Origin of the sequence: Loktanella agnita (genome assembly GCF_046640325.1) — a bacterium.
GTDB classification, from domain to species: domain Bacteria; phylum Pseudomonadota; class Alphaproteobacteria; order Rhodobacterales; family Rhodobacteraceae; genus Yoonia; species Yoonia agnita.
In genome coordinates this window covers 35659-60302 of the sequence record NZ_JBJMBF010000022.1, presented here as the reverse complement: position 1 = coordinate 60302, position 24644 = coordinate 35659, and the positions used below count along the sequence as shown (strand labels likewise).

Genomic DNA, 24644 nt, shown 5'->3' with positions numbered 1-24644 from the left:
CTTTTCTCAGACGAAGAGTGCTACAACTACTTCAAGGCCGCAGGATATGAGGGCCATTGAGTGCAACATGCTCTAGTGATTAAAGACTTTGGCCAGCACAGCATGCAGTTCGTTGATGTGCTGAATGACGATGGGTCTCGGAGATTTCTGCTGCGCCCATTTTTGACTTCAAGCGTAAGAAGTGTTTCGCGTAGTAAAACGCAGCTTTTTTGCATGTCGGCATCGAAGTATGCCAGCAAAGAGAAAGGCGAAAGTACTGAACTAGCGGTTTACGATCTTGTTGAAGGGAAGGAGCTCAGGCGCGTCTCTCTTCCATTTCAGGCATACACTGTCACGCACCTGCCCTTAAATGGCATTCTCGCAATCCAGTTCATGGACCGTATTTTACATTTCTTGGATGCGGAAACCTTAAATCTTCTTTGGACCACAGCACCTCTATACGTCCCAGAACTAAGCAAACCGAAGGATCAACAAGAATACGCTGAAGTTGTAAGCTATAGCGAGATCCCATCTCAACCATTCCCATATCCGGCGCCGCCAGGTTGTGCATATGTCGATGGCTCTGTTTTTGAAGATGTCGATGGAACGGTTTGGGGACTGATTGCATCAAGCTTTGGTGACAAAAGAACCCACGAAATCCTAGGTACCAGCGCTGGCATGATTTCATTTGACGTTCAAAATAGAGAACATGCCTTCCATCCCATTGAGTTCTCGCCTTGGGGGGCAAAACCGCTCTTCGGACCCAGCCCAGATGGTCGCTTTGCATTTCGTTACTCTCCGCAATGCGACATGGGCCCTTTACATGATGCGCCGGGCGACTCCGATAAAATGGTCTGGATGATCGACCACCATCATCTCGACCTGTGGTCACTTACCGATCAATCTCCAGTTCGGAGAATTCATGTTTCAGATATCCCGGTTGTTCGGTATGTCAGAAACGAAACACCGAAAGAAACCGAAGAATACCTCAGAGAGGTTACGTCTTGGACCAACCAAGGCAAAGATCAATATCGCCATCCTTCTCAAAAGCCTCGCAATGCAGAATCCTTTAAAGATGTAATTTCTGCCGGATTTGCACTGAATGAATTGCGTGAAGCACAGCACAAAACGAAGGTTTTTTGGGAGTCTGACAGTCAAGCCTTCTGGGTAGTGATCCGCAACAGCATGCGCAGGATCAAGGTAAATGGAACCAAGGGACCACTGCTATTTCCGTCCAGGTACCTAAGCAATGAAGACGTTGATCTACTCGAAGCTCGACCAGGCGGCACCAACATAGGCCTAAAGGAAACAGGTGTCGTTGCGAGGCATCCGCACACACGTTCCTTTCGGGCAACTGAAAATGGCGGTAAATTCGATTTCTACAATGAGGTCTTGGAGATACCTAGAACTCTTGCCGAATCTGATGAATCGACTAAAATTCTTCAAGATGACATGATCAGCATTACCGCTGTTTCGCCACTTGACGTTACCGACGTTGCCCATTTGTTGCCAGGCCTCATTCGAGTGGAGAGTTGGGGCCAAGAAGATATTGATGCGGGACTCGAACGGCTTGCAGGCTCCCTACGGAGTGACCTACTAGGCTTCTCTTCCGATGGAGGGATCAGCTTTGTTTTCCAAGTAGGTGCGTCCTTCTTTGATGAAAAACAGTTTATTGCGGAAGTGAACAAGAAAGGGATTCAGATTGTCGAAAGTACCAAAACAGTCATCGACGCCTGGTGCGATGCACTTCTAGCACTCAATCTAACTTTCGGTGGCAATTCGGAGGGAGCGGGCCCGCTAGCATACTTTCTAGAGTTCCTGTCCCATGCAGATGATTCATGTTCAGACCAACTTCGCCGATATTGTGTCTTTCGGGATGGCGAACATGAAAGTTACTCCCGAGACAGAGCATTAAAGGGATATCTCGACAGACTAAGCTTTACCCGTGCAGATCTTTGGCAGCTTGGAATACTCTATGCGCTGCTATTTGGGCGAGATGGCCGAACTATGGTTTTGGATGGTAAGGTAGTTTCTAATTGGATACATACAGGAATCCTAGAAAGCGCGAGGTCCGAACTCAAACCCAAAGAGTTCGCCCACATGATTAAATCTGAGTTTGCATATTTAGAACGCTTGCCAGACACCTTTGCTGCTTTTGGGTCTCACCCAGATGCAATCAAAGCAGCAAAACAGGACCTTTTGGGGCAACTAGGCTGGAGTTTGTGGGATAGACGATTATCCGCAGGACTTTCCGACTAATTGTCAAAGCGGTCATCGATAAAACATGCAGCATTGGTAGGTCTGGGCTCTGAAGAGCCAATCGCTGCATCTTGCTTGAACGACCGTTTCGGCCAACGTCCTGCTGTACACAAATCTGTCTCACACCAAAACCGATTGCGGTGCTCCAACCAGGGTCCGACCACTTTCAGATCACACGCTCGGGTCCCAACTTCATCGCGACAGGCTGGCCAAGATCCGGCGCACGGTCCTGCAACCAGATATTTCGCAACAGCGCGGTACAGTACCGGGGTTAACGGATCACAACAGCACCGTGTTCAAAAGTCCGATGGAAGTCCGACGCAAATCCGATGCGTTTCCGCTTTGCCACGTTTGTATTTTTACAATCAATATCAAACACTTGCAGGCTATGCGCACATTCCGCCCACATTACTCCTCCGGCCGCAGCACCGTCACGCCCACCGCCGCCGCACGGGCGAGGTCAGGATCAAGCGACATCGGGATGTATTCACCCCGCCGCCACAGCTCGCCCAGATTGTCGTAATACCGCGACAACGGATGCCCAGACTGACCGGTCGCCGAAATAAAGACAGAGCTTTCAGGATCCGCGAAATCATAAACCCCACGATAGCCCGCCGCATGCACGTTTTCGAACGGGTTCAGTCCGGTGCCGGAAGTGCGGGCCCGTTGCATCGTGTGATCGCCACCGCTGGTCGACTGGCGAATATTCACGACCCATTTCAGCATCGGGGTTTCACCCAGCACCGGGTGATCATGGGTCGCCTGATGGGCATCGCCCCAGCGAACCGCCTCAATCGCCTCACCATGATGTTCATTGATCCACAGGATCGCCGCATCCAGCGACTGTCTGGCGATATCGGTGCAGGTCTCCAACGGGGCGGATTGGATGACGTCGCACCAGATAGAGGCCCCGTTGATGTCCCGGAACACCCGCTCAATAAAGACCGGATCAGCATGTGTGAATTCACGCGCCAGCGGCCCCAACTCGTCCCGGATCAGACGATCATGAAAAATTCGCAGCCATGTGGCATAGATCAGCGGTTCCGGCAGATGCTCGTTCATCTCGCCGTTCCAGTTCGACAGCAGTTCCAGCGCGACCTGGCGCTTGCGCTCTGGCGTGCCAATGGGGGCTGCATCACCGGTGTACCACAGATCAGCCCCCATCAGGGTCAGCAGGCTGCGCGCGGTAAAGCTGACCGTGTCCAACTGTGCCTCGATAAAGCTGTCGCGGGTATGCACCCCACGCGCCTGCATCAGCCGCCGCCAGCGATTGATCCGCTGGGTATCACCCCAAGTGAAAGACACATGATGCGGAAAGGGGCGGTCAGTGGTTTTGTTATTGGTGTTCCCGATGATCCCGCCATCGGGGTCGGTGAATTCCGGATTATCGCTATAGGGAAAGCGGCCTTGCCAGCGGTTTTCGCGGAGATAGCCAAAAGCGGGATAACGTCCCTGACTTTGGTGATCCGCGCTGCGGGCGGGCAGGGCGCCGATTGTTTTCATCGCGATCCGGTTGCGGTCTGCCAGAACAAGGTTCTGGGCGGGGGCGATGTAATTTTCACCCGCCGCAATCGCATCTTCGACGTTATGCGTATACATTACGGCTATGGCCGCAGACATGGACGGGTCACGGTCGGAAAGCGCGCTCCACGCGATGGCGGTCACATGGCCGGGCGGGGTGATTGTCCCCAGATCGAACTGGGTGCGCGGCATTACGGGACCATTTGCCGTCCAGCGCAGGCGCAGCGTTACGGCAGGGGCGTCCTTGACGTTGACGATGCTGTCGCGCTTGCGGAACGGCTCCCATCCATCGGGGCCGCGATATTCATTAGGATTATCGGGGTTAATTTCTTCAATCAGGATATCCTGATCGTCCACATAGGCGGTTGTGATCCCCCAACCCAAATTGGCGCTTCGCCCGGTCAGGATCACCGGCATCCCGGGGATCGTCCCGCCAATTACCCCGCCAGAGGACAGCTCCATCCGGGCTAGATACCAGATGCTTGGCGCAGTCAGTTCCAGATGCGGATCATTCGCCAAGAGCGTCGCACCCGTGGCAGAACGCGTGGCATTCGCGGCCCATGCGTTCGATGCACCCGCCAGCGCGCGCGGCTTGACCGGGAATAGCGGATCACGGGCCGCGTAGGTGCTTGGGGTAAACTGCGGCACACCGGGCACCAGCTGTGCATATTCCGGCAGCGCGGCAATCCCTTGGCTCGGATCGTCGGGCAAAATATCCCGCAACCGGTCATTGTCGATCAGCAGCGAGGTCCTTGCGCGCAGCACTTCATTTTCCAAATGCGACGTCAGTTGCAGTGCCATCAGCTTGAGGATGGCAATAGAATCAGCCGGTTGCCACGGCGCCACAGGATGGCTGAACAGCCACATTTCAGGCGCACCACGCCCGCGCGCGCCGGTATTAACTTCTTCTAGCCAAGCATTCACCCCGGCGGAATAGGCCTGCAACGCGGCCTTGGTTCGGTCATCCTGTGCAGCGACCGATGCGACCGACAGATTGTAAAGGTCAAACCGACGCAACACTTCGTCGATGGGCAAGGTGCGTTCGCCAAACAGCTCTGACAGGCGGCCCTGCGCGGTACGGCGCAGCATCGTCATCTGCCACAGCCTGTCCTGTGCATGGGCATAGCCTAGCCCGAAATAGGCGTCTGCGTCAGAGCTGCCAAAGATATGCGGCACATTCGCGTTGTCGCGCACGATCTCAACCGGGGCGCTGATCCCCGCCACCGTGCTGGTCGCGTTGTAATCAGGCAAAGAGCGCGATGCGAAGTAATAGGCCAGCACCAGCGCCGCCACGGTCAAAAAGATCAAACCGGAGGCCAGCCTGACAAGCCAGCGAAAGATCCAAGCCATAGTATCCCCGATTACTGCGCCGTTTCGAACGGTTTACACGCGCAACCGGGTGGATTCCACCGTTCAATCATCAAGGGGCCGCATCGGCAGATATCTGTGATAGCGCGGCCCGATGCCCTGACACTACCGTTCCGGGATCAGCCCGCGCGGGCTGAACCGCAGAACCAACAGCATGATCACCCCCATCGTGAGCAAACGCATATGGGCGGCACTTTCGATCAGCGTGTCACGCAGGGGGCTGTCCTCGGCCAGAAAACCTGCGACGATGTTCATCAACCCCAGCCCAAGCGGTTCGACCATCACCCACAGCCACCAGATCAGCATGCCGCCCAGCACAGCCCCAAAATTATTGCCAGAGCCGCCCACAATCACCATCACCCAGATAAGGAATGTATAGCGTAACGGTTGGTAGGAGGTGGGGGTCAACTGCCCGTCCAGCGTGGTCATCATCGCGCCGGCGATACCGCAGATAGCAGAGCCGAGGATGAAGACCTGCAAATGTCGGGCGGTCACATCTTTACCCATCGCCTCGGCCGCGGTTTCATTGTCGCGGATCGCGCGCATCATACGGCCCCAGGGGCTGTGCAGCGCCTTTTGCGCCAACCAGAGCAAGATCAGCAGCACAATAGTGAATAAAACCGCATAGCCGGTTTTTGTGAAAAGCGTCGAGGCGGTGACCGGATCCAGCCCAAGGCTCGCGGCGCGTTCAACGAAACTCGGATCGCTTTGCAGATCAACCTCATAAGGCACAGGCCGGGGCAGACCGATCGTGTTCTTGACTCCACGTGCCAGCCAATCCTCGTTCTTTAGAATGGCGATAATGATCTCGGCAATGCCCAGTGTGGCAATGGCCAAATAGTCAGATCGCAGACCAAGGGCCGTTTTTCCAATGATCCAAGCCGCCCCGGCCGCAATGACACCACCCATGGGCCAGGCGACCAGCGTCAGCCAGCCCCAATCGCGGTAATTCTCCGCCCCGCCGGGGTTCAGCCCGCCGATATTACCGGTTGATGCAGGGGTGATTGCTTCGACAAAGGCGACACCACCGTCAAACACCGCACGGAAGATGAAAAAGCCCACGATGAGGATCGCCAAGGTCAGCAGCAGCTTGCTCCGGCCCTTCAGACGTTTTTGCACCATGACTGCCGCTACCAGAGTCGCAGCGCCCAAAAACAGACCTAGAATGATCCGCCATGCGCCGCCCGAAGCCCAGGCCCCCGGCGCAGGCGGCATAGACACCAGCACTGTCGCCAGCCCACCAAGCGCCACAAAGCCCATGACCCCAATGTTGAACAGCCCGGCAAAGCCCCATTGCAGGTTCACACCCAGCGCCATGATAGCTGAGATTAGCCCCATATTCACGATCAGCAGGGCGGTATTCGCGCCTTGCACAATGCCAGTCCCAAGGATCAGCAGCGCGACACCGGCAAAAAGTAGCGGATTTTTGACAGCAGGGTTCATACGGATTGCCCCTTGAACAGGCCGGTCGGCTTGAAAAGCAGCACGATGATCAGGATCGCAAAGCTGACGGCGAATTTGTAATCGGTGGACATCAGCTGCACCAGCCCGTCCGGTTCAAGGCTTTCCGGCAGCAGGTAGACCAGCACTTTTTTCCACGCATAGGTGATTGTGACCTCGCTGAACGCGATAACGAAACCGCCCGCGATGGCCCCCAGCGGATTGCCAAGTCCCCCCACGATGGCGGCGGCAAAGATCGGCAGCAGCAGTTGGAAATAGGTGAAGGCCTTGAATGACTTATCCAGCCCGTACAGCACACCAGCCGTCGTCGCCAGTGCGGCGACGATCATCCAGGTCACCTTGACCACCCAGTCGGGATTGATGCCCGACAGCAGCGCCAGATCCTCGTTATCGGAAAAAGCGCGCATGGACTTTCCGGTGCGGGTCCTGTTCAGGAACCAGAAGAGCAGGGCGACGACGATCACGGCGACGACCACGGTAATCGCCTGTGTGGTTTTGATCGCCAGACCTTCATCCAAACCGGTCATCGTCTTGAAATCGCGGGCGCTGATCAGGAACCGCTCACCATCAGCAAAGCGGATATCATTAACCCCAATGACAAAACGCACGATCCCGTTCATCACGAACATCACGCCCATCGATACGATCACAAGGATCACCGGCGCGGCTTTCTGATCGCGGTAGAATTTATAAACCAGCCAGTCGATGCCCAGCACCAGCAGGATCGTCACGCCGATCCCGAAGGGCAGGGCCAGCAGGGCGGTCGGCAGCGGACCAAAGGTGATCCCAAGCGCCAGCAGCGCATTGGTGCCGATGATGGTGATCGCGGTGCCAAAAGCCATCGTGTCGCCATGGGCAAAGTTGGAAAAGCGCAGGATACCATAGATCAGGGTGACACCAAGCGCGCCGATGGCCAGTTGCGCGCCATAGGCGAGCCCGGGAACGATGACGAAATTGGCGAGGGCCACAAGGGCGTTGAGGATATCCATTCAAAAAAGCCCCTCACACAGGCCATGAAAAACAGTACGATTGTTCAAGGAACCCTCATATTCGGTGTATCTGCGCGGTATACTCGTCGCAGTCAGAATGACATTTCCCGGTGTCTCAGACGGGAAGATAAGAATGGACAGCCGATCTTCAGACACAGTCACCATGGGGCCGGGCGCGACTATTTGAAAGTCGGATTGGCCGATCGTCAATTCATCCAAAACTGTCGACTCGCTGAGCCACCGGGCGGCCACAGCTTTTCCGTTCAGCGTTATCGCATCTTTGGTGTCTGTCGACCAATCCAAGGTCATCTCTTCGCTCTCACAGATCGTGGTCACTTCACATTGCTGCATAAGTGTACATGAGCCGGCGCGCGCCTCACCCGCAAGACAAGCTGCGAACGTGACTATCGCAGCGCCAACGCCAGATGGCAGAGCAACGCTCATCCGCCCAGAAAACTCCGCCGCACTTCCGGATCAGCCAGCAGTTCCTTGCCCGTGCCGGTATGCGCATTGCGCCCCTGGACCAGCACATAGGCTTTATCCGCGATTTCAAGCGCTTGCCGGGCGTTCTGTTCCACCATCAGGATCGGGATGCCGGTGCGGGCGACCTCGATGATCCGGTCGAACAACTCGTCCATCACGATGGGCGACACGCCCGCAGTGGGTTCGTCCAGCATCAGCACCTTGGGCTGGGTCATGAGGGCGCGGCCCACGGCAACCTGCTGACGTTGCCCACCCGACAATTCGCCCGCCGCCTGATGGCGTTTTTCCTTCAGGATCGGAAACAGGTCATAGATCTGCGCCATCGTGTCGCTGAAATCGTCGCGGCGGATAAAGGCACCCATTTCCAGGTTTTCCTCGACCGTCATCGAGGTGAAGATATTGGCGACCTGGGGCACAAACCCCATGCCTTTGACAACGCGCTGCTGCGGCGACAGGTGGGTGATGTCTTCGCCATCCAGCCGGACGGCGCCCTTGTTCACGTTCAGCATCCCGAACACGGCTTTCATCGCCGTGGACTTACCGGCACCATTGGGGCCGACGATCACGGTGATTTCGCCCCTTTCGGCGGCAATCGTGCAGCCATGTAAAATATCGGGGCCTTTGCCATAACCGCCGGTCATGGCGTCGCCGATCAGGAACGGCTCCCCAGCCGTTCCAGTTGTGCCTCCAGAACGCCGGGTCACCGTGTCAAGCGTACTGCCACCGTCTTTGGTGATGGACCGGTCTTTATTACCCCGGCCGTCCTGATAGGCGGTTTTTATCACTGATTCACATACTCTTCGAGAAAGGGCATATAGGTCGTCAGCGTGTCACGCATCAGCGCCTGCTCAGAGGGGTCGGCATAGTTGCCATAGATCCAGTACAGCGTCCCTGCGGCGCCCAGGGCGGCCCCCAGAATGATGGTCAGCAAAAATTTCATGTCGCACTTACCTTGTCTTTGTTCTTCAATCCGGTGCCGAGATAAGCCTCGATCACCTGTTCATTGGCCTTGATTTCAGCCAAGGACCCTTCGGCCAAAACGTGGCCCTCCGCCATACAGATGACGGGTTCACACAGGCGACCGATAAAATCCATGTCATGCTCAATCACAACAAAAGTATAGTTCCTCTCCTGATTCAGGCGGATAATCGCGTCCCCTATTGTGTTCAAAAGGGTACGGTTTACGCCTGCGCCGACCTCATCAAGAAAGACAATCTTGGCATCCACCATCATGGTGCGGCCCAGTTCCAGCAGCTTTTTCTGGCCGCCTGACAGGTTACCTGCCTTCTCTTCTTTCAGGTGGTCGATGGTCAGGAATTCGATCACCTCATCCGCCTTGGCGCGCAGCGCGCGTTCCTCATCTGCGATCCGTTTGCGACCGAACCAAGTGTTCCACAGTTTTTCACCCGACTGGCCACCCGGCACCATCATCAGATTCTCGCGGACGCTCATGGATGAAAACTCGTGCGCGATCTGAAAAGTGCGCAGCAAACCCTTATGAAACAGGTCATGTGGGGGCAGGCCGGTGATATCTTCGCCTTGCATCGTGACCCGGCCAGCGCTGGGTTTCAAAACACCGGCGATCACATTGAAAAGCGTTGTCTTGCCGGCGCCATTCGGCCCGATCAGCCCGGTAATTGTGCCTTCCTCGATCCGCAAAGATGCACCGTCAACGGCACGAAAACCGCCAAAGGTCTTCACCAGGTTTTCGACAACGATCATCAATGTCCCTTTCGAAGGCCTCTTTCACGTGCCTTAGATTACCAAAGCGGCGCAGGACAAGCCCGCGCCGCTTTAATCATGTCAGCCGATCTTAGCGATAGCTGATTGTGGAATAAACACCATCGGCGAATTCGATCTCTTGAAAGTTGCCAGCCGATTCGCCGGGTCCGATCAGTTCCACGGCGGATGCGCCAACATAGTCGATGTCTTCACCAGCTGCGAGAAGCTCCAATCCTTTTTGCAACTCACCTGGGAAAATCTCCGTGCCGGGTGCGTTGGCCACATCGAACACGTGATCCTTGAAATCAGCCGAAGCAGAAGACCCGGCCGCCTGCATCGCCAGCATGATCAGTGCTGCCGCATCATAAGATTCGGGTGCGAATGTGCTGGTTCCATCAAAACCGGCTTCTTCGGCCAATGTCATGAATTGCGCAGCACCCGCGCTGTCTGTTCCGGGGTAGGAACCATAAGAACCTTCGAGTTCATCACCGAAGTTGTCGTTCAGGGCAGCACCGACCATGCCGTCTGGCATGTAGAATGTATCGAAAGCGCCGGTATCCAGCGCCGAACGGATCACGCCGGAACCGCCTTGGTCCACATAACCGGCCACGACAAGCACCTCGCCCCCCGCAGAGGCCAGCGCGCCGACTTCTGACGAATAGTCAGCCTTACCGTCTTCATGCGCGGCAGAGATGGTGACGGTACCGCCTGCGGCTTCAAAGGCTGCCTGAAATGCATCAGCCAGACCCTTGCCATAGTCGTTATTCGTATATGTCACGGCGACTTCGGACACGCCACGATCCTGCAGGATCTCGGTCATGATCACACCTTGACGCGCATCAGACGGTGCTGTGCGGAAGAACAAACCGTCATCTTCGGCGGTGGACAGACCCGGCGATGTCGCAGAGGGAGAGATCATCACGACCCCGTTTGGGCGCGCCACGTTCTGCAGGATCGCGCCGGTCACGCCGGAACAATCGGCACCCATCAGCGCGTTTACCTTGTCAGATGTGATCAGACGCTCTGCGGCGGCTGCTGCGGCACCAGCGTCAATGCAGGTACTGTCACCACGGACTGATGTTACTGTGGCTCCATCCAGCAGCGCACCGGATGCGTTTACCTCTGACATGGCCAGTTCCGCACCGGCACCCATCGCGGGGGTGATTGATTCCAGTGGCCCGGTAAAGCCGAGGATCACCCCGATCTTGATCTCTTCGGCGTGACCAGCGGCAAAGGCACCGCTTGCGGCCATGGCTGTGGCGGCAGTCGCCATCATCAGGTTTTTCATTGTCTTCTCCCAATTGTTTGTCTTTTTTGTAAACTGCAGCCTATCAGGCGTTTTCCAAAAGAAAAGCAAGAAGAATCGTTAGGCACGTGCCCTGTCAGACGGTCAGGCGCGTCGCATGGCTGCCGCGCTCGCGGTAGGGGGTCGTGTCGTAATGTGACCGGTAGCATTTGGAGAAATGCGAAGGCGAGGCAAAGCCGCAGGCCAGTGCGACATTGATCACCGTCATATCCGTCTGCATCAGCAGGTTGCGCGCCTTTTGCAGGCGCAATTCCATGTAGTAACGTTTGGGGCTACGCGACAGGTAACGGCGAAACAGGCGTTCCAACTGGCGGGTCGACATGCCGACGTCTTTTGCAAGAATGGCCGGGCTGATCGGTTCTTCGATATTCAGTTCCATCATCTGGATGACGCGGGACAATTTCGGATGGCGGACGCCGATCCGGGTTGGGATCGACAGGCGCTGCGTGTCCTGATCGGTGCGGATCGCGGAATAGATCAGGATGTCGGCGACCGCATTGGCCAGATCCTCGCCATGATCATCGGCCACGATTTTCAGCATCAGATCAATGGATGCAGTGCCGCCTGCGGTGGTGATGCGATTGCCATCGACCACAAAGACCGATTTCGTCAGTTCGACGTTGTCGAACTCCTCAATAAAGCTGTCTTGGTTTTCCCAGTGGATCGTGGCGCGCTGCCCATCCAACAAACCGGCCTTTGCCATCGAATAGCCTGCGGTACAAAGCCCGGCGATGGTCACACCACGCCGCGCCTCGCGTCGCAGCCAGTTCAGCAGGCGCTTTGTTGTGGCCTTTTGCACGTCGATCCCACCGCAGAGCATGATCGTGTCGTCGCGCTCTAACTCGCGCAGGGGGCCCTCAAGCTGAAAGACAGACCCGTTGGAACATGCGACCGCCTCGCCGTCTTCACCGATGATCGACCATGTATATAGCTGCTTTCCAGCGGTCCGATTGGCGATGCGCAGGCTTTCAATCGCGCTGGCAAAACAGAGCATGGTAAAGCTTTGCATCAACACAAACACAAAGCGCCGGGGCTTTCCGCTATGTTCAACTGCGACGATTTGCGGTTCGATACTCATGTGATGGGTCCGACACTTGGATGACCGACAGACCTCAACAGTTTTGCCTGATGCGTTCAAGGGGCAAAGCGTCGCTTGGATCGCTGTCGGGGGTGCGTTCCTGCCCTGTGCACACCCGCTGCGCAACTTTTCGTAAACAAAGCGCAATATTCGGACACAAAATATGGTAATTAACCGTTGGCCCGCGTGGTTGTGCGGGTTATAGGCTTCCGTCGACGGTGTATGCGGCACTGTTCGATCACCTGATATGGAGCAAAACAATGACTGACTGGCAAAAATCTGACTGGCGCAAAAAGCCCCGGGTGCAGATGCCTGAGTATACCGATCCTGCGGCACTCAGCGCTGTTGAAAGTCGTCTTGCCAGCTATCCACCGTTGGTTTTTGCCGGCGAAGCACGCAATCTGACAAAACAGCTGGCTGCGGTCAGCCGGGGCGAAGCGTTTTTACTGCAAGGCGGCGATTGCGCCGAAAGCTTTGCTGAATTCTCTGCCGATGGCATCCGAGACACGTTCAAAGTGATGCTGCAGATGGCGATGGTGCTGACCTATGGCGCCAAAGTGCCCGTGGTCAAAGTTGGGCGCATGGCGGGGCAGATGGCCAAGCCGCGCTCGGCGCCGACTGAAACTGTTAACGGGGTTGAGCTACCAAGCTACCGCGGTGACATTATTAACGGGTTCGACTTCACGGAAAAAAGCCGTGTGCCTGATCCGGAGCGTATGTTGCAGGCCTATCTGCAAGCTGCGGCCACGCTGAACCTGTTGCGCGCCTTTTCGACGGGCGGATTTGCCAATGTGCATGATGTGCATAAATGGACGCTGGGTTTTACCGACGCGAATGAGGTGAAAAAATACAGCGATATGGCGGGTCGGATCAGCGATACGCTCGACTTTATGGAGGCCGCAGGCCTGTCGACTAACACGAACCACGAGCTTCAGACGGTCGATTTCTTTACGAGTCATGAAGCTTTGTTACTAGAGTATGAAGAAGCGCTTTGCCGCCTCGATTCAACCTCTGGCAGAATGCTTGCAGGCTCAGGTCACATGATCTGGATCGGCGACCGGACCCGCCAGCCTGATGGGGCACATGTGGAATTCTGCAAAGGTGTGCAGAACCCAATCGGATTGAAATGCGGGCCAAGCATGACATCCGGCCATCTCAAGGCGCTGATGGCATCGCTGAACCCGGAAAACGAGGCAGGCCGCCTGACGCTGATCGCGCGCTTCGGTGCCGGGGCTGTCGGGGAACATCTGCCACGGCTGATCCGTGCCGTGCAGGAAGAGGGTGCGAATGTGGTCTGGACCTGTGATGCGATGCACGGGAATACGATCAAATCCTCGACCGGCTACAAAACACGGCCATTCGAAAGCGTGCTGCGGGAGGTCAAGGAATTCTTTGCCGTGCATAATGCCGAAGGCACCGTGCCCGGCGGCGTGCATTTTGAGATGACCGGCAAAGACGTGACCGAATGTACCGGTGGTGTCCGTGCTGTCACTGACGAAGACCTGTCCGACCGGTATCATACCGCTTGCGATCCGCGTCTGAATGCCTCGCAATCGCTGGAACTGGCCTTCCTCGTGGCCGAGGAACTATCGGCCCGCCGCAACAAGATGCAGCAGGCCAAAGCGGGCTAACTACCCGTTATTGACGACCAATTTCAGGGCCGGGCGCTGTGCGTCCGGTCTTTTTTCTGTCGGTACGCGGGGAATGCTTTGCACGCTGGCCAGTTGCAAACCCAGCGTATCATGCCGGATCATCGCCCCTTCGGTGATCGCAAACCGACGCGGCCGCGTGCTCGCCGGACCGTCGGTCACGATGGCGCCAAGGATGCGGCTGGTTTCGCCTTTGTCGTCGCGCAGGGGCAGCAGCATCATGTTTCCGGTCAGGGACGGGCGCACAAGACTGCCTGGCGATGTCAGCGGCGCGCAGATGATCGCCGGTTCGGTAAACGCAGCCTCGATCAGCCCGGCCAGTTGGTCGCGGGCATCAGGCACAAAGAAGGTACTGATCGGCATACCGCGTGCATCCATCTTCAGCAGGTCGTGCAATTGCTGCCCGGCCACACGCATCCGGGCGATGCCGGGGGCGACCCGTTGCAGGATAAAGGCATGGGGCAGGGCGCGGTCGATCTGGCTTGGCTCAATATCGTTGCGCGATGGAATGCGCTGCGCGTGACGCAGGGCCTGCCAGTATTTTTCCAGGCTCTGCAATACCGGATCATTCGTACCGGGTACGTCCGAACGGCGGCGCTGGGGAATATCTTCCACGATTTTCATCTTCGACCTCAACTCTCGCTTTGGTGGCACAGCAGCGGCGCACCCCGTTTAATTTCTGAAGTCAATTTAACAAAGATTACCGCAATATTCACTTAACAAAGTGTTAACGGGTTAATTTGAGTCAAAAATTCGCCGACTTGTGTCCTTTTGCCATTCCGCTTAGGTCCGGGTCCAGCAAAAACACAGGCGTGAAAAACTATGATCCATTCGATGACTGCATTTGCAAGTCGGACCGGGGCGCGGGAAACGATGTCCTGGACGTGGGAAATGCGTGGTGTGAACGCGCGCGGGCTGGATTTGCGGCTGCGTTTGCCTGAAGGCGTTGAAGGGCTTGAACCAGCTTTGCGCACGAAACTGACCGGCGGATTACGGCGCGGCAATGTTACGCTTGTGCTGCGGCTGACGCGGGAAGACAGCGCCAACGCCCTGATCGTGAATGAAACTCAGCTCGATGACGTGTTGCAGATGCTGGGCCGGGTGCAGGACCGCGCGCTTGATCTGGGGGTGGCCCTGCTGCAACCGACTGCCGCCGATGTGTTAAACCAAAAGGGCGTGATAACCCCGTCGAAAGCCGCTGATGATAACACTGCCCTGATCGCGGCGCTGAAGGATGATTTTGACCTGCTGCTGGCGGATTTCATCGCCATGCGGCAGGACGAAGGGCGTACATTGGCGGCGGTCCTTGCGCAGCAGATCGACAGAATCGACACATTAACCACCGCCGGGGCCGCAGCAGCAGCGGAACGTGCCCCGCAGGTGCAGGCCAATCTGACAGCGGCGTTGCGGCGCATGATGGCGGATGTTTCCGATATCGAAGAGCCGCGAATCGCGCAGGAGCTGGCCTTGCTGGCTGTGAAATCCGATGTCACAGAAGAGATCGACCGGCTGAAATCCCATGTCAGCGCCGCGCGGGCGCTGCTGGACGATGCCGAACCGACCGGACGGAAACTGGATTTCCTTGCGCAGGAATTTAACCGCGAGGCCAATACATTATGTGCAAAGGCGCAATCGGCGCCGCTCACGGCGATCGGGCTTGATTTGAAAGCTGTGATCGACCAGTTGCGTGAGCAAGTTCAAAATGTGGAGTAGCATATGGCGCGTCGTGGCCTGTTAATTATTCTCTCATCGCCCTCTGGGGCGGGAAAATCCACCTTGGCCGGGCGGCTGCGTGCGTGGGACGATACGCTGCAATTCTCTGTCTCTGCCACAACGCGCGCGCCGCGAGAGGGTGAGGTTGACGGGCAGCATTATCACTTTGTCACCGTGCCTGATTTTCAGACGCAGGTGGCGGATGCGCAGATGCTGGAACACGCGCAAGTCTTTGGGAATTACTATGGCTCCCCCCGTGCGCCGGTGCAGGGCGCTATTGATAGCGGACGTGATGTTTTGTTTGATGTGGACTGGCAGGGCGCGCAGCAGATCAGTAATTCTGCGTTGCAGGAACATGTGCTGTCGATCTTTCTGCTGCCGCCTTCAATCCCCGAATTGCACCGTCGTCTGGTCACCCGCGGGCAGGATGCGCCGGATGTGATCGAACGCCGAATGCAGAAAAGCTGGGACGAAATCAGTCACTGGGATGGCTATGATTATGTGCTGGTTAACGATGACCTGGACCAGACAGAAGAGCGGCTGAAAACGATTATCAGCGCCGAGCGTTTGCGCCGGACGCAGCAACCGGAATTGGTGGATCATGTGCGCCACCTGCAATCCGAATTCGGAGACCTGACATGAACCTATATGCCCTTGATGACCTGACCCCAGACATTGCTGATGATGCCTGGGTGGCCCCCGGTGCTTATGTGATTGGCAAGATCCGGTTGGAAATGGCCAGCTCTGTCTGGTTTGGCGCGGTGCTGCGCGGCGATAACGAGTTGATTACAGTTGGGGCCGGCAGCAATATTCAGGAAAACTGTGTGCTGCATACGGATATGGGGTTTCCCATGACAATTGGTGCGGGCTGCACGATCGGGCACAAGGCCATGCTGCATGGCTGCACGATTGGCGAAAACAGCCTAATCGGTATGGGGGCGACTGTGCTGAACGGGGCGGTGATCGGGCGCAATTGTCTGATCGGTGCTGGGGCGCTGATCACCGAAGGCAAGACCATTCCTGATGGATCGCTTGTCATGGGGGCGCCGGGCAAAGTGGTGCGGCAGCTGGATGATCGCGCGGTGCAGGCATTGAAAGCGTCAGCGCTGCATTATCAGAAAAACGCAAAGCGATTCGCGCAGGGTCTTCGGCCGGTCTGAACCGTTACCGGGCTTCATCGCTCATCAATAGCAGGTCAAAATCCAGTTCCGGGGCGAGGTCGCATACTTCCGCCCGGATCAGGGCGGCGTCTGGCAAATTGTCGGCAACCACGCGGTAGCGGCCGGTGAAGCCCAGCATGTCCAGTTTCATCGCGATGTCTAGCGCGTCGAAATGGCCGGCGACCAGCGGGGACAGGATGATTTCCGGTTCATTGCGATTGAGCAGGTCATCGTTCAAATCGCTGGCATCGATGAATTGCAGACCGTCCAACGGCTCTAGCGCGCGCCCCTGCGCTTTCCAGCGGGCCAGATCGCCGATAACCAGCGTGTTTTTCGACAAGTTTCTGAGTGCTTCGGGCAGTACCGGCATCTGGTCACTTGCTGGTGGACCTGACATTTCTGGCCTCGGAACGTTTAGTGCGGTTGTAATTATTCTTTATAAATAAACGTTACGCGTGCAATAGGCGTTCGGCTAGCAAAAATTTAATTTTCTTGGTGGTCACCGTAATTTTTTCCTACAGAAAGGCGGCGCGGAAAAAGGAATCACACATGACGAAACAAGGTATTGCTGCCGTTATTGATGCGCTGCCGTTCCCGGTCTTGCTGATCGGGGGGGATGACCGTGTGCGTGTCGGTAATCAGTCAATCGGTGCGGTCCTGGGGACCGCCCTGGTTGGCAAGCATTATATTAATGTGTTGCGTCAACCCAGCGTGATTGATGCGATTACTGCGGTGCGCGCTGGCAAGGGGCCTGTCGTGACGCGTTATACCAGCCGCGATGGTGCCAAAGACGTCATTTTTCGTGTTGTCGTGGATAGCGCCGGTGATGACATCGTGCTTTCTTTTGAAGATCAGACCGCATCTGAAGAGGCAGGCAAGATGCGCCGCGATTTTGTCGCGAATGTCAGCCACGAGCTGCGCACGCCGCTGACGGCGCTGCTGGGTTTCATTGAAACGCTGGGTGGGGCGGCCCGCGATGATCCTGCCGCCCGTGATCGATTCCTAGGGATCATGGCGCGCGAGGCAAGCCGGATGACCCGGCTGGTGGATGACCTGCTGTCACTAAGCCGTGTGGAAGAGGATGAACGGGTCCGCCCCCGTGAACACGTTGATCTAGGCGCGTTGCTGTCATCGGTGATCAAAGGTCTGGAACCGCAGGCAGAGGCTGCGGGTGTGGCGGTATCGTTGAACCTGAACAGCCCGGCCGAAATGGTGCCGGGCGACGCGGGTCAATTGGTGCAGGTCTTTACCAATCTTATCGAGAACGCGATCAAATACGGCGTGTCGGGCAAGGCCGTTGATATCAGCCTGCAAGCACGTCGCCATCACCCCCGCTTGCGTGGTGAAGGGGTGGAAATCACAGTGTCTGATCAGGGTGAGGGTATCGCCTCGCATCACATCGCCCGCCTGACAGAGCGGTTTTACCGTGTCGATAATCACCGCTCACGCGAGGTAGGCGGGACCGGGCTGGGGTTAGCGATTGTAAAACATATTGTGAACCGCCACCGGGGCCGTCTTTTGATTGAAAGCGAAGAAGGGCAAGGCACAAAAATATCCGTCTTTCTGCCCGTTGGATGATCGAAAAAACGGTGAGCGTCATAAAACTTTTACATTACTGTCACAAAAGCTTCTGGCGTTGAAAATAGATGAAGGGCAATGGTTCCGCGACGCACGTGGGATCAAGATTTGACTGACAGGAGTGATTTGATGTCGATCATGAAACTGACTGCGACGACTGCAGTTTTTGCTGCCCTTTCCACCACTGCTTATGCCCGTGACAACGTTCAGGTTGCCGGGTCTTCGACAGTGCTGCCCTATGCCTCTATCGTTGCCGAAGCCTTTGGCGAAAACTTTGACTTTCCCACTCCAGTGGTCGAATCAGGCGGTTCTTCTGCTGGGCTGAAGCGGTTCTGCGAAGGTGTTGGCGAAAACACCATCGACATTGCGAATTCTTCGCGTCCGATCCGCCAGAGCGACATTGACCTGTGCACCGAAAACGGCGTGACAGACATCATCGAAGTCCGCATCGGCTATGATGGCATCGTGTTCGCAAGTCAGATTGATGGCCCGGAATTCACGGCTTTTGAAGCATCTGACATCTTTAACGCCCTTGGCGCAAAGGTTTTGGTTGGCGGCGAAGTTGTTGATAACCCCCACACCCAATGGTCTGATTTCAATGACGATCTGCCAGCGGCGGATATCCTGGCCTTTATCCCCGGCACCAAGCACGGCACACGTGAAGTATTTGAAGACAAGGTGCTGCTGCAAGGTTGCGAAGACACCGGCGCAATGGAAGCGATGATCGCTGGCGGCATGTCCGAAGATGACGCAGAAGACGCCTGCATCGAAGTGCGCGGCAACGGCATCACCGTTGATATTGATGGCGACTATACAGAAACGCTGGCCCGTGTTGATGCGAACCCTAACGGCATCGGCGTATTCGGTCTGGCATTCTACGAAAACAACACCAACGCGCTGAAAGTTGCGACAATCGGTGGTGTTGAACCAAAGACCGAAACCATCGCCTCTGGTGAATACCCTGTGTCGCGCCCGCTGTTTTTCTTCATCAAGAAAGCACATATCGGCGTGATCCCGGGTCTGAAAGAATTTGCTGAATTCTTCATCGCGGATGAAATTGCTGGTCCAGATGGCCCGCTTAGCAACTACGGTCTGGTTGCCGATCCAGAGCTGGCCGATACACAAGCCGCCGTTTCAAACGAAGAAACACTTTAAGCTGTTTCACCAGTGATGGCCGCTTGCGGCCCTCGCAAAAAAGGCACCACGCCGTCAGCGCAACGGCGTGGTGTTTCCGCCCCACCAAAAAGGCTTTGCCATGTCCGCAACATTTATCTTCTTCATTGTGATTGCCTTGGCAGGCTTGGGGTATGTCGCAGCCCGACACCGGGCCTTGGCCACGGTAGAGGGTGACCGCCGCAGCCTGCATTCGCTGCCGAATTACTATGGGATGAACGCCGCGCTGGCCGGTGCCGGCCCTGCGCTGGTCCTGCTGGTAGCTTGGCTGATTTTGCAGCCTCTTGTGCTCAATTCACTTGTGGCTTCTGGCTTGCCTGACGAGATTGCGCAGGATAGCGGTGAACGCTCGCTTGCGCTGGCTGATGTGCGCCGCGTCGCCGAAGGGTTGGACGCCGCCGTGGCCCAAGGTGTGATGACCGAGGCAGATGCCGCGAATATGCGTGCTGAATCCACTAATATTCGGGACGTTCTGGCAGAGGTCGGTGTTGCGCTGGGGTCGGATGTGGACCCGACGACATTGCAGCTCGCCCAGCAATATCGCGACTATGCCGGTATCGGGAACATACTGCTGATTATTGCTGTTATCGCGGTTGCCTGTCTGTGCATCGGTATTGCTTATCGCATGACGACCAAGGATTTTCGTGCCCGGAACTATGTTGAACAGGCGGTGAAGCTGTTATTGATCGCCGCCGCCTCGGTCGCTGTTCTGACGACGCTGGGGATCGTGCTGTCTCTGATCTTCAATACTATCGAATTCCTGAGCCGCTTTCCTGCGATGGATTTCTTCTTTGGCACCCGGTGGGAGCCGAGCTTTTCTGGCCGTGGTGGCGGGTCTGATCTGGGCTTTCTGCCGCTGATCTGGGGCACGCTTTATATCTCGCTGATTGCGCTGATTGTGGCGGTGCCGGTTGGGCTGTTCTCGGCGATTTATCTGGCGGAATACGCGTCGAAAACGGTGCGGTCGGTGGCAAAGCCATTGATCGAGGTGCTGGCCGGTATCCCCACAATTGTCTACGGTCTGTTTGCGCTGCTGACGGTCGGACCATTGCTGCTGGATGTGTTCGGCAAGGATGGCGCGCTGGGGGTCACGTGGATGACAGGCGGCACTGCGGCCATGACCGCAGGGCTGGTCATGGGGGTGATGCTGATCCCCTTTGTGTCGTCGCTTTCCGATGACATCATCAACGCTGTGCCACAGGCGATGCGCGATGGCTCTCTCGGTCTTGGTGCGACGCAGTCAGAGACCGTGAAACAGGTGATCCTGCCAGCTGCGCTGCCCGGCATCGTTGGTGCGATCCTGCTAGCCGCATCGCGCGCCATCGGTGAAACAATGATCGTGGTGCTTGGGGCAGGGGCTGCGGCCTCACTTTCGATGAATCCGTTCGAAGCGATGACCACCGTGACCGCCAAGATCGTCAGCCAGCTAACCGGTGATGGTGAATTTGACAGCCCCGAAACACTAGTGGCCTTCGCGCTGGGGATGACGCTTTTTGTCATCACGCTGGGTCTGAACATCATTGCCCTTTATATCGTCCGTAAATACCGGGAGCAGTACGAATGACTGACGCAACGACCACCCCGGAGTCCGGTTGGCCCGCAACGGGCAAATCGCTCTTGTCGACCGATGCGCGCACCCGCAAACGCAACGCCGCTGAAACCCGGTTCAAGGCATATGGGATTGCCGCGATCAGTGTTGGCCTGTTGTTCCTGCTGACGCTGGTCTGGACCATCGTGCATAACGGCATTCCTGCCTTTACCCAGACCTTTATCAATCTGGAGGTCGAGCTGGTTGCCGAAAAGCTGGATAAGAACGGCGAACGCAATATCGACGATATCAAGAAAGTATCGACCTTTGGGTATAATCCGCTGATCAAAGAGGCGCTGATCGCTGCGACCGCCGGGATTGAAAGCGACGTGTCCGAAGGTGACCTGACCAAGATGCTGTCATCCTCTGCTGCGGCACAGGTGCGGAACTTTGTTATCGCCAACCCGGGCCGGATCGGTGACACGGTTGAATTTCGCCTGCTGGCCTCATCCCGTGTTGATGGCTACCTCAAAGGTCGGGTCGTGCGCGAAGATCTTGCGCGCGACCGCAATCTTGATGCGGCACACCTTGATCTGATTGATGTGATGGTCGAACAGGGTTCTGCCGGGCGGGTGTTCAACTGGGACTTTGTTACCGGCGCGGATGCCTCTGAAAGCCGCCCTGAACAGGCCGGGATGGGCGTGTCGATCCTGGGATCGTTCTTTATGATGCTGGTTGTGCTGCTGCTGGCGCTGCCGATTGGTGTGGCTGCTTCTATATATCTGGAAGAATTCGCCCCGCAGAACCGGCTGACCGATCTGATCGAGGTGAATATCTCAAACCTCGCTGCTGTGCCGTCGATTGTGTTTGGGATCTTGGGTCTGTCGGTTTTCATCCAGTTCGCGCATTTGCCGCAATCGGCACCCATCGTGGGTGGGTTGACCCTGACGCTGATGACCTTGCCGACAATCGTGATTTCGACCCGTGCGTCACTGAAAGCGGTGCCGCCGTCGATCCGCGATGCGGCATTGGGGGTCGGCGCATCAAAAATGCAATCGGTATTCCACCATGTGCTGCCGCTGGCGATGCCGGGCGTGCTGACCGGCACGATCATTGGTCTGGCCCAAGCCTTGGGTGAAACCGCGCCACTTTTGCTGATCGGGATGGTGGGCTATATCGCGACCAACTATCCTGATGGCGTTGCCTCTGGCTTTCTGGACCCGAACTCGGCCATGCCTGCCCAGATTTTTGAATGGGCGAAACGCGCTGACCCGGCTTACTATGAGCGGGCCTGGGGCGGGATTATCATTCTACTGCTGTTCCTCATGACGATGAACATCATCGCGATCATCTTGCGTCGCCGCTTTGAACGCCGCTGGTAGGAGAACACTAATGGAAGATATGATACATGTTGAACGCGCCATGAGTACGGAACAAGACATCAAGATCGTCGCCAACAATGTGCAGGTTTACTACGGCGAAAACCACGCGATCAAAGACGTAAACGTTGAAATTGCGGACAAGACGGTGACTGCATTCATCGGCCCGTCAGGCTGTGGCAAGTCAACATTCTTGCGTTGTATCAACAGGATGAACGACACAATTGATATCTGCCGCGTGACAGGCGACATCCTGATCGACAATGAAGATATCTATGATCCCAAGGTCGATCCGGTACAGCTACGCGCGAAAGTGGGCATGGTGTTCCAAAAGCCGAACCCGTTTCCAAAGTCGATCTATGACAACGTGGCCTATGGCCCGCGTATTCACGGGCTGGCCCGCAACAAGGCTGAGCTGGACGAGATCGTTGAAAGTTCATTGCGCAAAGCGGCCCTGTGGAACGAAGCCAAGGACCGTCTGAACCAGCCGGGCACCGGCATGTCCGGCGGCCAGCAGCAGCGCCTGTGCATCGCGCGCGCCATCGCCACCGCGCCTGAAGTTCTGCTGATGGACGAACCCTGTTCTGCGCTTGACCCCATCGCCACCGCACAGGTGGAAGAGCTGATCGACGAGCTGCGCCAAAGCTATTCGGTGGTCATTGTGACCCATTCGATGCAGCAGGCCGCCCGCGTTAGCCAGAAAACCGCGTTTTTCCACCTTGGTCATCTGGTGGAGTTTGGCGACACGGACAAGATTTTCACGAACCCCGAAGACAGCAGGACCGAGAGCTACATCTCTGGCCGCATTGGTTGAGGACCCAAGATAATGAATGAGCAGCATATATCTTCCGCCTATGACCGTGATCTCGAGGGGATTACGACATTGATCATGAAAATGGGTGGTCTTGTTGAAGAGGCGATCCTGAAGGCGGTCAAGTCACTGTCCGACCGCGATATCGAACTCGCAGAAGAAATCCGGAGCGGCGACAAGGCCATTGACGCACTTGAGATGCAAATCAACGAAGAGGCCGCCCGTACCATCGCGTTGCGGGCCCCTGTTTCCAAAGATTTGCGGTCGATCCTGACGGTGCTGAGATTGGCTGCCTCGTTGGAGCGGATTGGGGATTACGCCAAGAATATCGCCAAGCGCACGAGTGTTCTGGTGGACATGAGCCCCGTCAGCGGTGCTGATGTTGCGCTGCGCCGTATGGCCCGCGAAGTTGAGGGCATGTTGAAGGATACGCTGGATGCGTATCTGCGCGGCGATGCGGAGATGGCCGAAGATGTGCGTCAGCGTGATCAGGAAGTCGATCAGATGTATAACGCGCTGTTCCGCGAATTCCTGACCTTCATGATGGAAGATCCGCGTAACATTACCGCCTGTATGCATCTGCATTTCATGGCGAAAAACATCGAACGCATGGGCGATCTGACGACCAATATGGCCGAGCAGGTGATCTATCTGGTGACAGGCGAAATGCCCGATGAAAGCCGCCCCAAAAGCGACAAAACTGCCTATGTGACTGATCCGGGCTAAGAAAATGGCACAGCAACCGCATGTTCTTGTTGTCGAGGATGAACCGGCACAACGTGAAGTTCTCGCCTATAACCTAGAGGCCGAAGGGTTCCGGGTGAGCCGCGCCGAGAATGGCGAAGAAGGCCTGCTTTGCGTGGATGAAGACACGCCGGATGTGATCGTTCTGGACTGGATGATGCCGCATTTATCGGGGATCGAAGTGTGTCGCCGGTTGAAGATCAAGCCGGATACACGTGCGATCCCGGTCATTATGCTCTCTGCCCGTTCAGAAGAAGTTGACAAGGTGCGCGGTCTGGAAACCGGGGCGGATGACTATGTGGTCAAACCCTATTCCGTGGCTGAGTTAATGGCCCGTGTCCGCACCCAGCTGCGCCGCGTGCGCCCGGCGACGGTGGGGCAGGTGCTGACCTTTGATGATATCGTGTTGGATGCCGAAACCCATCGCGTCACCCGCGCTGAAGAGCCTTTAAAACTTGGCCCGACAGAGTTTCGTTTGCTCACAACATTCATGGAAAAGCCCGGCCGAGTCTGGTCGCGCGACATGCTGCTGGACCGGGTCTGGGGCCGTGACATCTATGTCGACACACGGACGGTGGATGTGCATGTGGGCCGCTTGCGCAAGGTGCTGACCCAATATGGCGGCGACGACCCAGTGCGCACCGTGCGCGGCGCGGGTTATGCGCTGGGGTAGCAACGTGCGGTGGCGTTGCGCTGGGAGTGTCGGGCGTAGCCTGGCGCGTATTCTGCGAATCAAAGGTAAA

General features: G+C 56.5%; 23 protein-coding genes. 12 read left to right on the top strand and 11 right to left on the bottom strand.

Annotated elements, in window-relative coordinates:
- Positions 1-60: 60 nt before the first annotated feature.
- Positions 61-2238 (top strand): hypothetical protein, encoded by a 2178-nt coding sequence (locus tag ACJ5NV_RS18675; RefSeq protein ID WP_411646183.1) that lies wholly within the window; start codon positions 61-63, stop codon positions 2236-2238.
- A 408-nt stretch (positions 2239-2646) separates the two neighbouring features.
- On the opposite strand, the gene ACJ5NV_RS18670 is transcribed toward ACJ5NV_RS18675, so the two are convergent.
- The 9 genes from ACJ5NV_RS18670 to ACJ5NV_RS18630 all read right to left on the bottom strand — a co-directional run bounded on the left by ACJ5NV_RS18670 (position 2647) and on the right by ACJ5NV_RS18630 (position 12166).
- Positions 2647-5109 carry a penicillin acylase family protein gene (locus ACJ5NV_RS18670; RefSeq protein ID WP_411646181.1) on the bottom strand — a complete coding sequence of 821 codons (2463 nt, stop codon included), beginning with the start codon at positions 5107-5109 and terminating at the stop codon, positions 2647-2649.
- Positions 5110-5232: 123 nt separating this feature from the next.
- Positions 5233-6570 carry a branched-chain amino acid ABC transporter permease gene (locus ACJ5NV_RS18665; RefSeq protein WP_411646179.1) on the bottom strand — a complete coding sequence of 446 codons (1338 nt, stop codon included), beginning with the start codon at positions 6568-6570 and terminating at the stop codon, positions 5233-5235.
- On the bottom strand, positions 6567-7577 hold the full coding sequence (locus ACJ5NV_RS18660) for a branched-chain amino acid ABC transporter permease (protein ID WP_411646177.1): 1011 nt from the start codon (positions 7575-7577) through the stop codon (positions 6567-6569). The genes ACJ5NV_RS18665 and ACJ5NV_RS18660 overlap by 4 nt, the downstream gene beginning before the upstream one ends.
- A complete protein-coding gene (locus ACJ5NV_RS18655; protein ID WP_411646175.1) occupies positions 7578-8021 on the bottom strand; it encodes a hypothetical protein in 444 nt (147 codons plus the stop codon).
- Complete coding sequence (locus ACJ5NV_RS18650) at positions 8018-8701, bottom strand: ABC transporter ATP-binding protein (RefSeq protein ID WP_411646186.1); 684 nt, start codon at positions 8699-8701, stop codon at positions 8018-8020. The genes ACJ5NV_RS18655 and ACJ5NV_RS18650 overlap by 4 nt, the downstream gene beginning before the upstream one ends.
- Positions 8702-8841: 140 nt before the next feature.
- Positions 8842-9000 (bottom strand): hypothetical protein, encoded by a 159-nt coding sequence (locus tag ACJ5NV_RS18645; protein WP_411646174.1) that lies wholly within the window; start codon positions 8998-9000, stop codon positions 8842-8844.
- Entirely contained in the window at positions 8997-9782 is a 786-nt protein-coding gene (locus ACJ5NV_RS18640; RefSeq protein ID WP_411646172.1) for an ABC transporter ATP-binding protein, read from the bottom strand. Before ACJ5NV_RS18640 ends, ACJ5NV_RS18645 begins: the two co-directional genes overlap by 4 nt.
- A gap of 91 nt (positions 9783-9873) precedes the next feature.
- Positions 9874-11070, bottom strand: a complete 1197-nt coding sequence (locus ACJ5NV_RS18635) for an ABC transporter substrate-binding protein (protein WP_411646171.1) — start codon at positions 11068-11070, stop codon at positions 9874-9876.
- A gap of 94 nt (positions 11071-11164) precedes the next feature.
- Entirely contained in the window at positions 11165-12166 is a 1002-nt protein-coding gene (locus tag ACJ5NV_RS18630) for a GlxA family transcriptional regulator (protein WP_411646169.1), read from the bottom strand.
- A gap of 260 nt (positions 12167-12426) precedes the next feature.
- Here ACJ5NV_RS18630 and ACJ5NV_RS18625 point away from each other — a divergent pair, with 260 nt between their 5' ends.
- On the top strand, positions 12427-13797 hold the full coding sequence (locus ACJ5NV_RS18625) for a class II 3-deoxy-7-phosphoheptulonate synthase (protein WP_411646168.1): 1371 nt from the start codon (positions 12427-12429) through the stop codon (positions 13795-13797).
- Here the strand turns inward: ACJ5NV_RS18625 and ACJ5NV_RS18620 are convergent, their stop codons facing one another.
- The gene (locus ACJ5NV_RS18620; RefSeq protein WP_411646167.1) at positions 13798-14439 is read right to left on the bottom strand and encodes a PAS domain-containing protein; all 642 of its coding nucleotides are present in this window, start codon (positions 14437-14439) and stop codon (positions 13798-13800) included.
- 210 nt (positions 14440-14649) lie between these two features.
- On the opposite strand from ACJ5NV_RS18620, the gene ACJ5NV_RS18615 reads away from it, so the two are divergent.
- The 3 genes from ACJ5NV_RS18615 to ACJ5NV_RS18605 are packed head-to-tail and all read left to right on the top strand — an operon-like array spanning position 14650 to position 16688.
- A complete protein-coding gene (locus ACJ5NV_RS18615; protein ID WP_411646166.1) occupies positions 14650-15528 on the top strand; it encodes a YicC/YloC family endoribonuclease in 879 nt (292 codons plus the stop codon).
- 3 nt (positions 15529-15531) lie between these two features.
- Positions 15532-16170, top strand: coding sequence for a guanylate kinase (gene gmk / locus ACJ5NV_RS18610; RefSeq protein WP_411646164.1), 639 nt, complete (start codon positions 15532-15534; stop codon positions 16168-16170).
- Positions 16167-16688 carry a gamma carbonic anhydrase family protein gene (locus ACJ5NV_RS18605; RefSeq protein ID WP_411646162.1) on the top strand — a complete coding sequence of 174 codons (522 nt, stop codon included), beginning with the start codon at positions 16167-16169 and terminating at the stop codon, positions 16686-16688. Before gmk ends, ACJ5NV_RS18605 begins: the two co-directional genes overlap by 4 nt.
- Positions 16689-16692: 4 nt before the next feature.
- Here ACJ5NV_RS18605 and ACJ5NV_RS18600 read toward each other — a convergent pair whose 3' ends face one another.
- Positions 16693-17085, bottom strand: a complete 393-nt coding sequence (locus ACJ5NV_RS18600; RefSeq protein WP_411646161.1) for a hypothetical protein — start codon at positions 17083-17085, stop codon at positions 16693-16695.
- A gap of 152 nt (positions 17086-17237) precedes the next feature.
- On the opposite strand from ACJ5NV_RS18600, the gene ACJ5NV_RS18595 reads away from it, so the two are divergent.
- The 7 genes from ACJ5NV_RS18595 to phoB all read left to right on the top strand — a co-directional run bounded on the left by ACJ5NV_RS18595 (position 17238) and on the right by phoB (position 24574).
- Entirely contained in the window at positions 17238-18266 is a 1029-nt protein-coding gene (locus tag ACJ5NV_RS18595) for a sensor histidine kinase (protein ID WP_411646159.1), read from the top strand.
- Between the two features lie 129 nt (positions 18267-18395).
- A complete protein-coding gene (locus tag ACJ5NV_RS18590; RefSeq protein ID WP_411646157.1) occupies positions 18396-19421 on the top strand; it encodes a PstS family phosphate ABC transporter substrate-binding protein in 1026 nt (341 codons plus the stop codon).
- Between the two features lie 100 nt (positions 19422-19521).
- A complete protein-coding gene (gene pstC, locus ACJ5NV_RS18585) occupies positions 19522-21003 on the top strand; it encodes a phosphate ABC transporter permease subunit PstC (RefSeq protein WP_411646155.1) in 1482 nt (493 codons plus the stop codon).
- Positions 21000-22349, top strand: coding sequence for a phosphate ABC transporter permease PstA (pstA, locus tag ACJ5NV_RS18580; protein ID WP_411646153.1), 1350 nt, complete (start codon positions 21000-21002; stop codon positions 22347-22349). Before pstC ends, pstA begins: the two co-directional genes overlap by 4 nt.
- 10 nt (positions 22350-22359) lie before the next feature.
- A complete protein-coding gene (pstB, locus tag ACJ5NV_RS18575) occupies positions 22360-23160 on the top strand; it encodes a phosphate ABC transporter ATP-binding protein PstB (protein WP_411646152.1) in 801 nt (266 codons plus the stop codon).
- 12 nt (positions 23161-23172) lie between these two features.
- Positions 23173-23883 carry a phosphate signaling complex protein PhoU gene (gene phoU / locus ACJ5NV_RS18570; RefSeq protein WP_411646150.1) on the top strand — a complete coding sequence of 237 codons (711 nt, stop codon included), beginning with the start codon at positions 23173-23175 and terminating at the stop codon, positions 23881-23883.
- Positions 23884-23887: 4 nt separating this feature from the next.
- Positions 23888-24574, top strand: coding sequence for a phosphate regulon transcriptional regulator PhoB (phoB, locus tag ACJ5NV_RS18565; RefSeq protein ID WP_411646148.1), 687 nt, complete (start codon positions 23888-23890; stop codon positions 24572-24574).
- Positions 24575-24644: the final 70 nt, after the last annotated feature.

Excerpts from the sequence above, each read along its gene's own strand:
- ACJ5NV_RS18670 (WP_411646181.1), bottom strand. The coding sequence starts at position 5,109 with ATGGCTTGGATCTTTCGCTGGCTTGTCAGGCTGGCCTCCGGTTTGATC.
- ACJ5NV_RS18665 (WP_411646179.1), bottom strand. The coding sequence starts at position 6,570 with ATGAACCCTGCTGTCAAAAATCCGCTACTTTTTGCCGGTGTCGCGCTG.
- ACJ5NV_RS18660 (WP_411646177.1), bottom strand. The coding sequence starts at position 7,577 with ATGGATATCCTCAACGCCCTTGTGGCCCTCGCCAATTTCGTCATCGTT.
- ACJ5NV_RS18655 (WP_411646175.1), bottom strand. The coding sequence starts at position 8,021 with ATGAGCGTTGCTCTGCCATCTGGCGTTGGCGCTGCGATAGTCACGTTC.
- ACJ5NV_RS18650 (WP_411646186.1), bottom strand. The coding sequence starts at position 8,701 with ATGACCGGCGGTTATGGCAAAGGCCCCGATATTTTACATGGCTGCACG.
- ACJ5NV_RS18645 (WP_411646174.1), bottom strand. The coding sequence starts at position 9,000 with ATGAAATTTTTGCTGACCATCATTCTGGGGGCCGCCCTGGGCGCCGCA.
- ACJ5NV_RS18640 (WP_411646172.1), bottom strand. The coding sequence starts at position 9,782 with ATGATCGTTGTCGAAAACCTGGTGAAGACCTTTGGCGGTTTTCGTGCC.
- ACJ5NV_RS18635 (WP_411646171.1), bottom strand. The coding sequence starts at position 11,070 with ATGAAAAACCTGATGATGGCGACTGCCGCCACAGCCATGGCCGCAAGC.
- ACJ5NV_RS18630 (WP_411646169.1), bottom strand. The coding sequence starts at position 12,166 with ATGAGTATCGAACCGCAAATCGTCGCAGTTGAACATAGCGGAAAGCCC.
- ACJ5NV_RS18625 (WP_411646168.1), top strand. The coding sequence starts at position 12,427 with ATGACTGACTGGCAAAAATCTGACTGGCGCAAAAAGCCCCGGGTGCAG.
- ACJ5NV_RS18620 (WP_411646167.1), bottom strand. The coding sequence starts at position 14,439 with ATGAAAATCGTGGAAGATATTCCCCAGCGCCGCCGTTCGGACGTACCC.
- ACJ5NV_RS18615 (WP_411646166.1), top strand. The coding sequence starts at position 14,650 with ATGACTGCATTTGCAAGTCGGACCGGGGCGCGGGAAACGATGTCCTGG.
- gmk (WP_411646164.1), top strand. The coding sequence starts at position 15,532 with ATGGCGCGTCGTGGCCTGTTAATTATTCTCTCATCGCCCTCTGGGGCG.
- ACJ5NV_RS18605 (WP_411646162.1), top strand. The coding sequence starts at position 16,167 with ATGAACCTATATGCCCTTGATGACCTGACCCCAGACATTGCTGATGAT.
- ACJ5NV_RS18600 (WP_411646161.1), bottom strand. The coding sequence starts at position 17,085 with ATGTCAGGTCCACCAGCAAGTGACCAGATGCCGGTACTGCCCGAAGCA.
- ACJ5NV_RS18595 (WP_411646159.1), top strand. The coding sequence starts at position 17,238 with ATGACGAAACAAGGTATTGCTGCCGTTATTGATGCGCTGCCGTTCCCG.
- ACJ5NV_RS18590 (WP_411646157.1), top strand. The coding sequence starts at position 18,396 with ATGTCGATCATGAAACTGACTGCGACGACTGCAGTTTTTGCTGCCCTT.
- pstC (WP_411646155.1), top strand. The coding sequence starts at position 19,522 with ATGTCCGCAACATTTATCTTCTTCATTGTGATTGCCTTGGCAGGCTTG.
- pstA (WP_411646153.1), top strand. The coding sequence starts at position 21,000 with ATGACTGACGCAACGACCACCCCGGAGTCCGGTTGGCCCGCAACGGGC.
- pstB (WP_411646152.1), top strand. The coding sequence starts at position 22,360 with ATGGAAGATATGATACATGTTGAACGCGCCATGAGTACGGAACAAGAC.
- phoU (WP_411646150.1), top strand. The coding sequence starts at position 23,173 with ATGAATGAGCAGCATATATCTTCCGCCTATGACCGTGATCTCGAGGGG.
- phoB (WP_411646148.1), top strand. The coding sequence starts at position 23,888 with ATGGCACAGCAACCGCATGTTCTTGTTGTCGAGGATGAACCGGCACAA.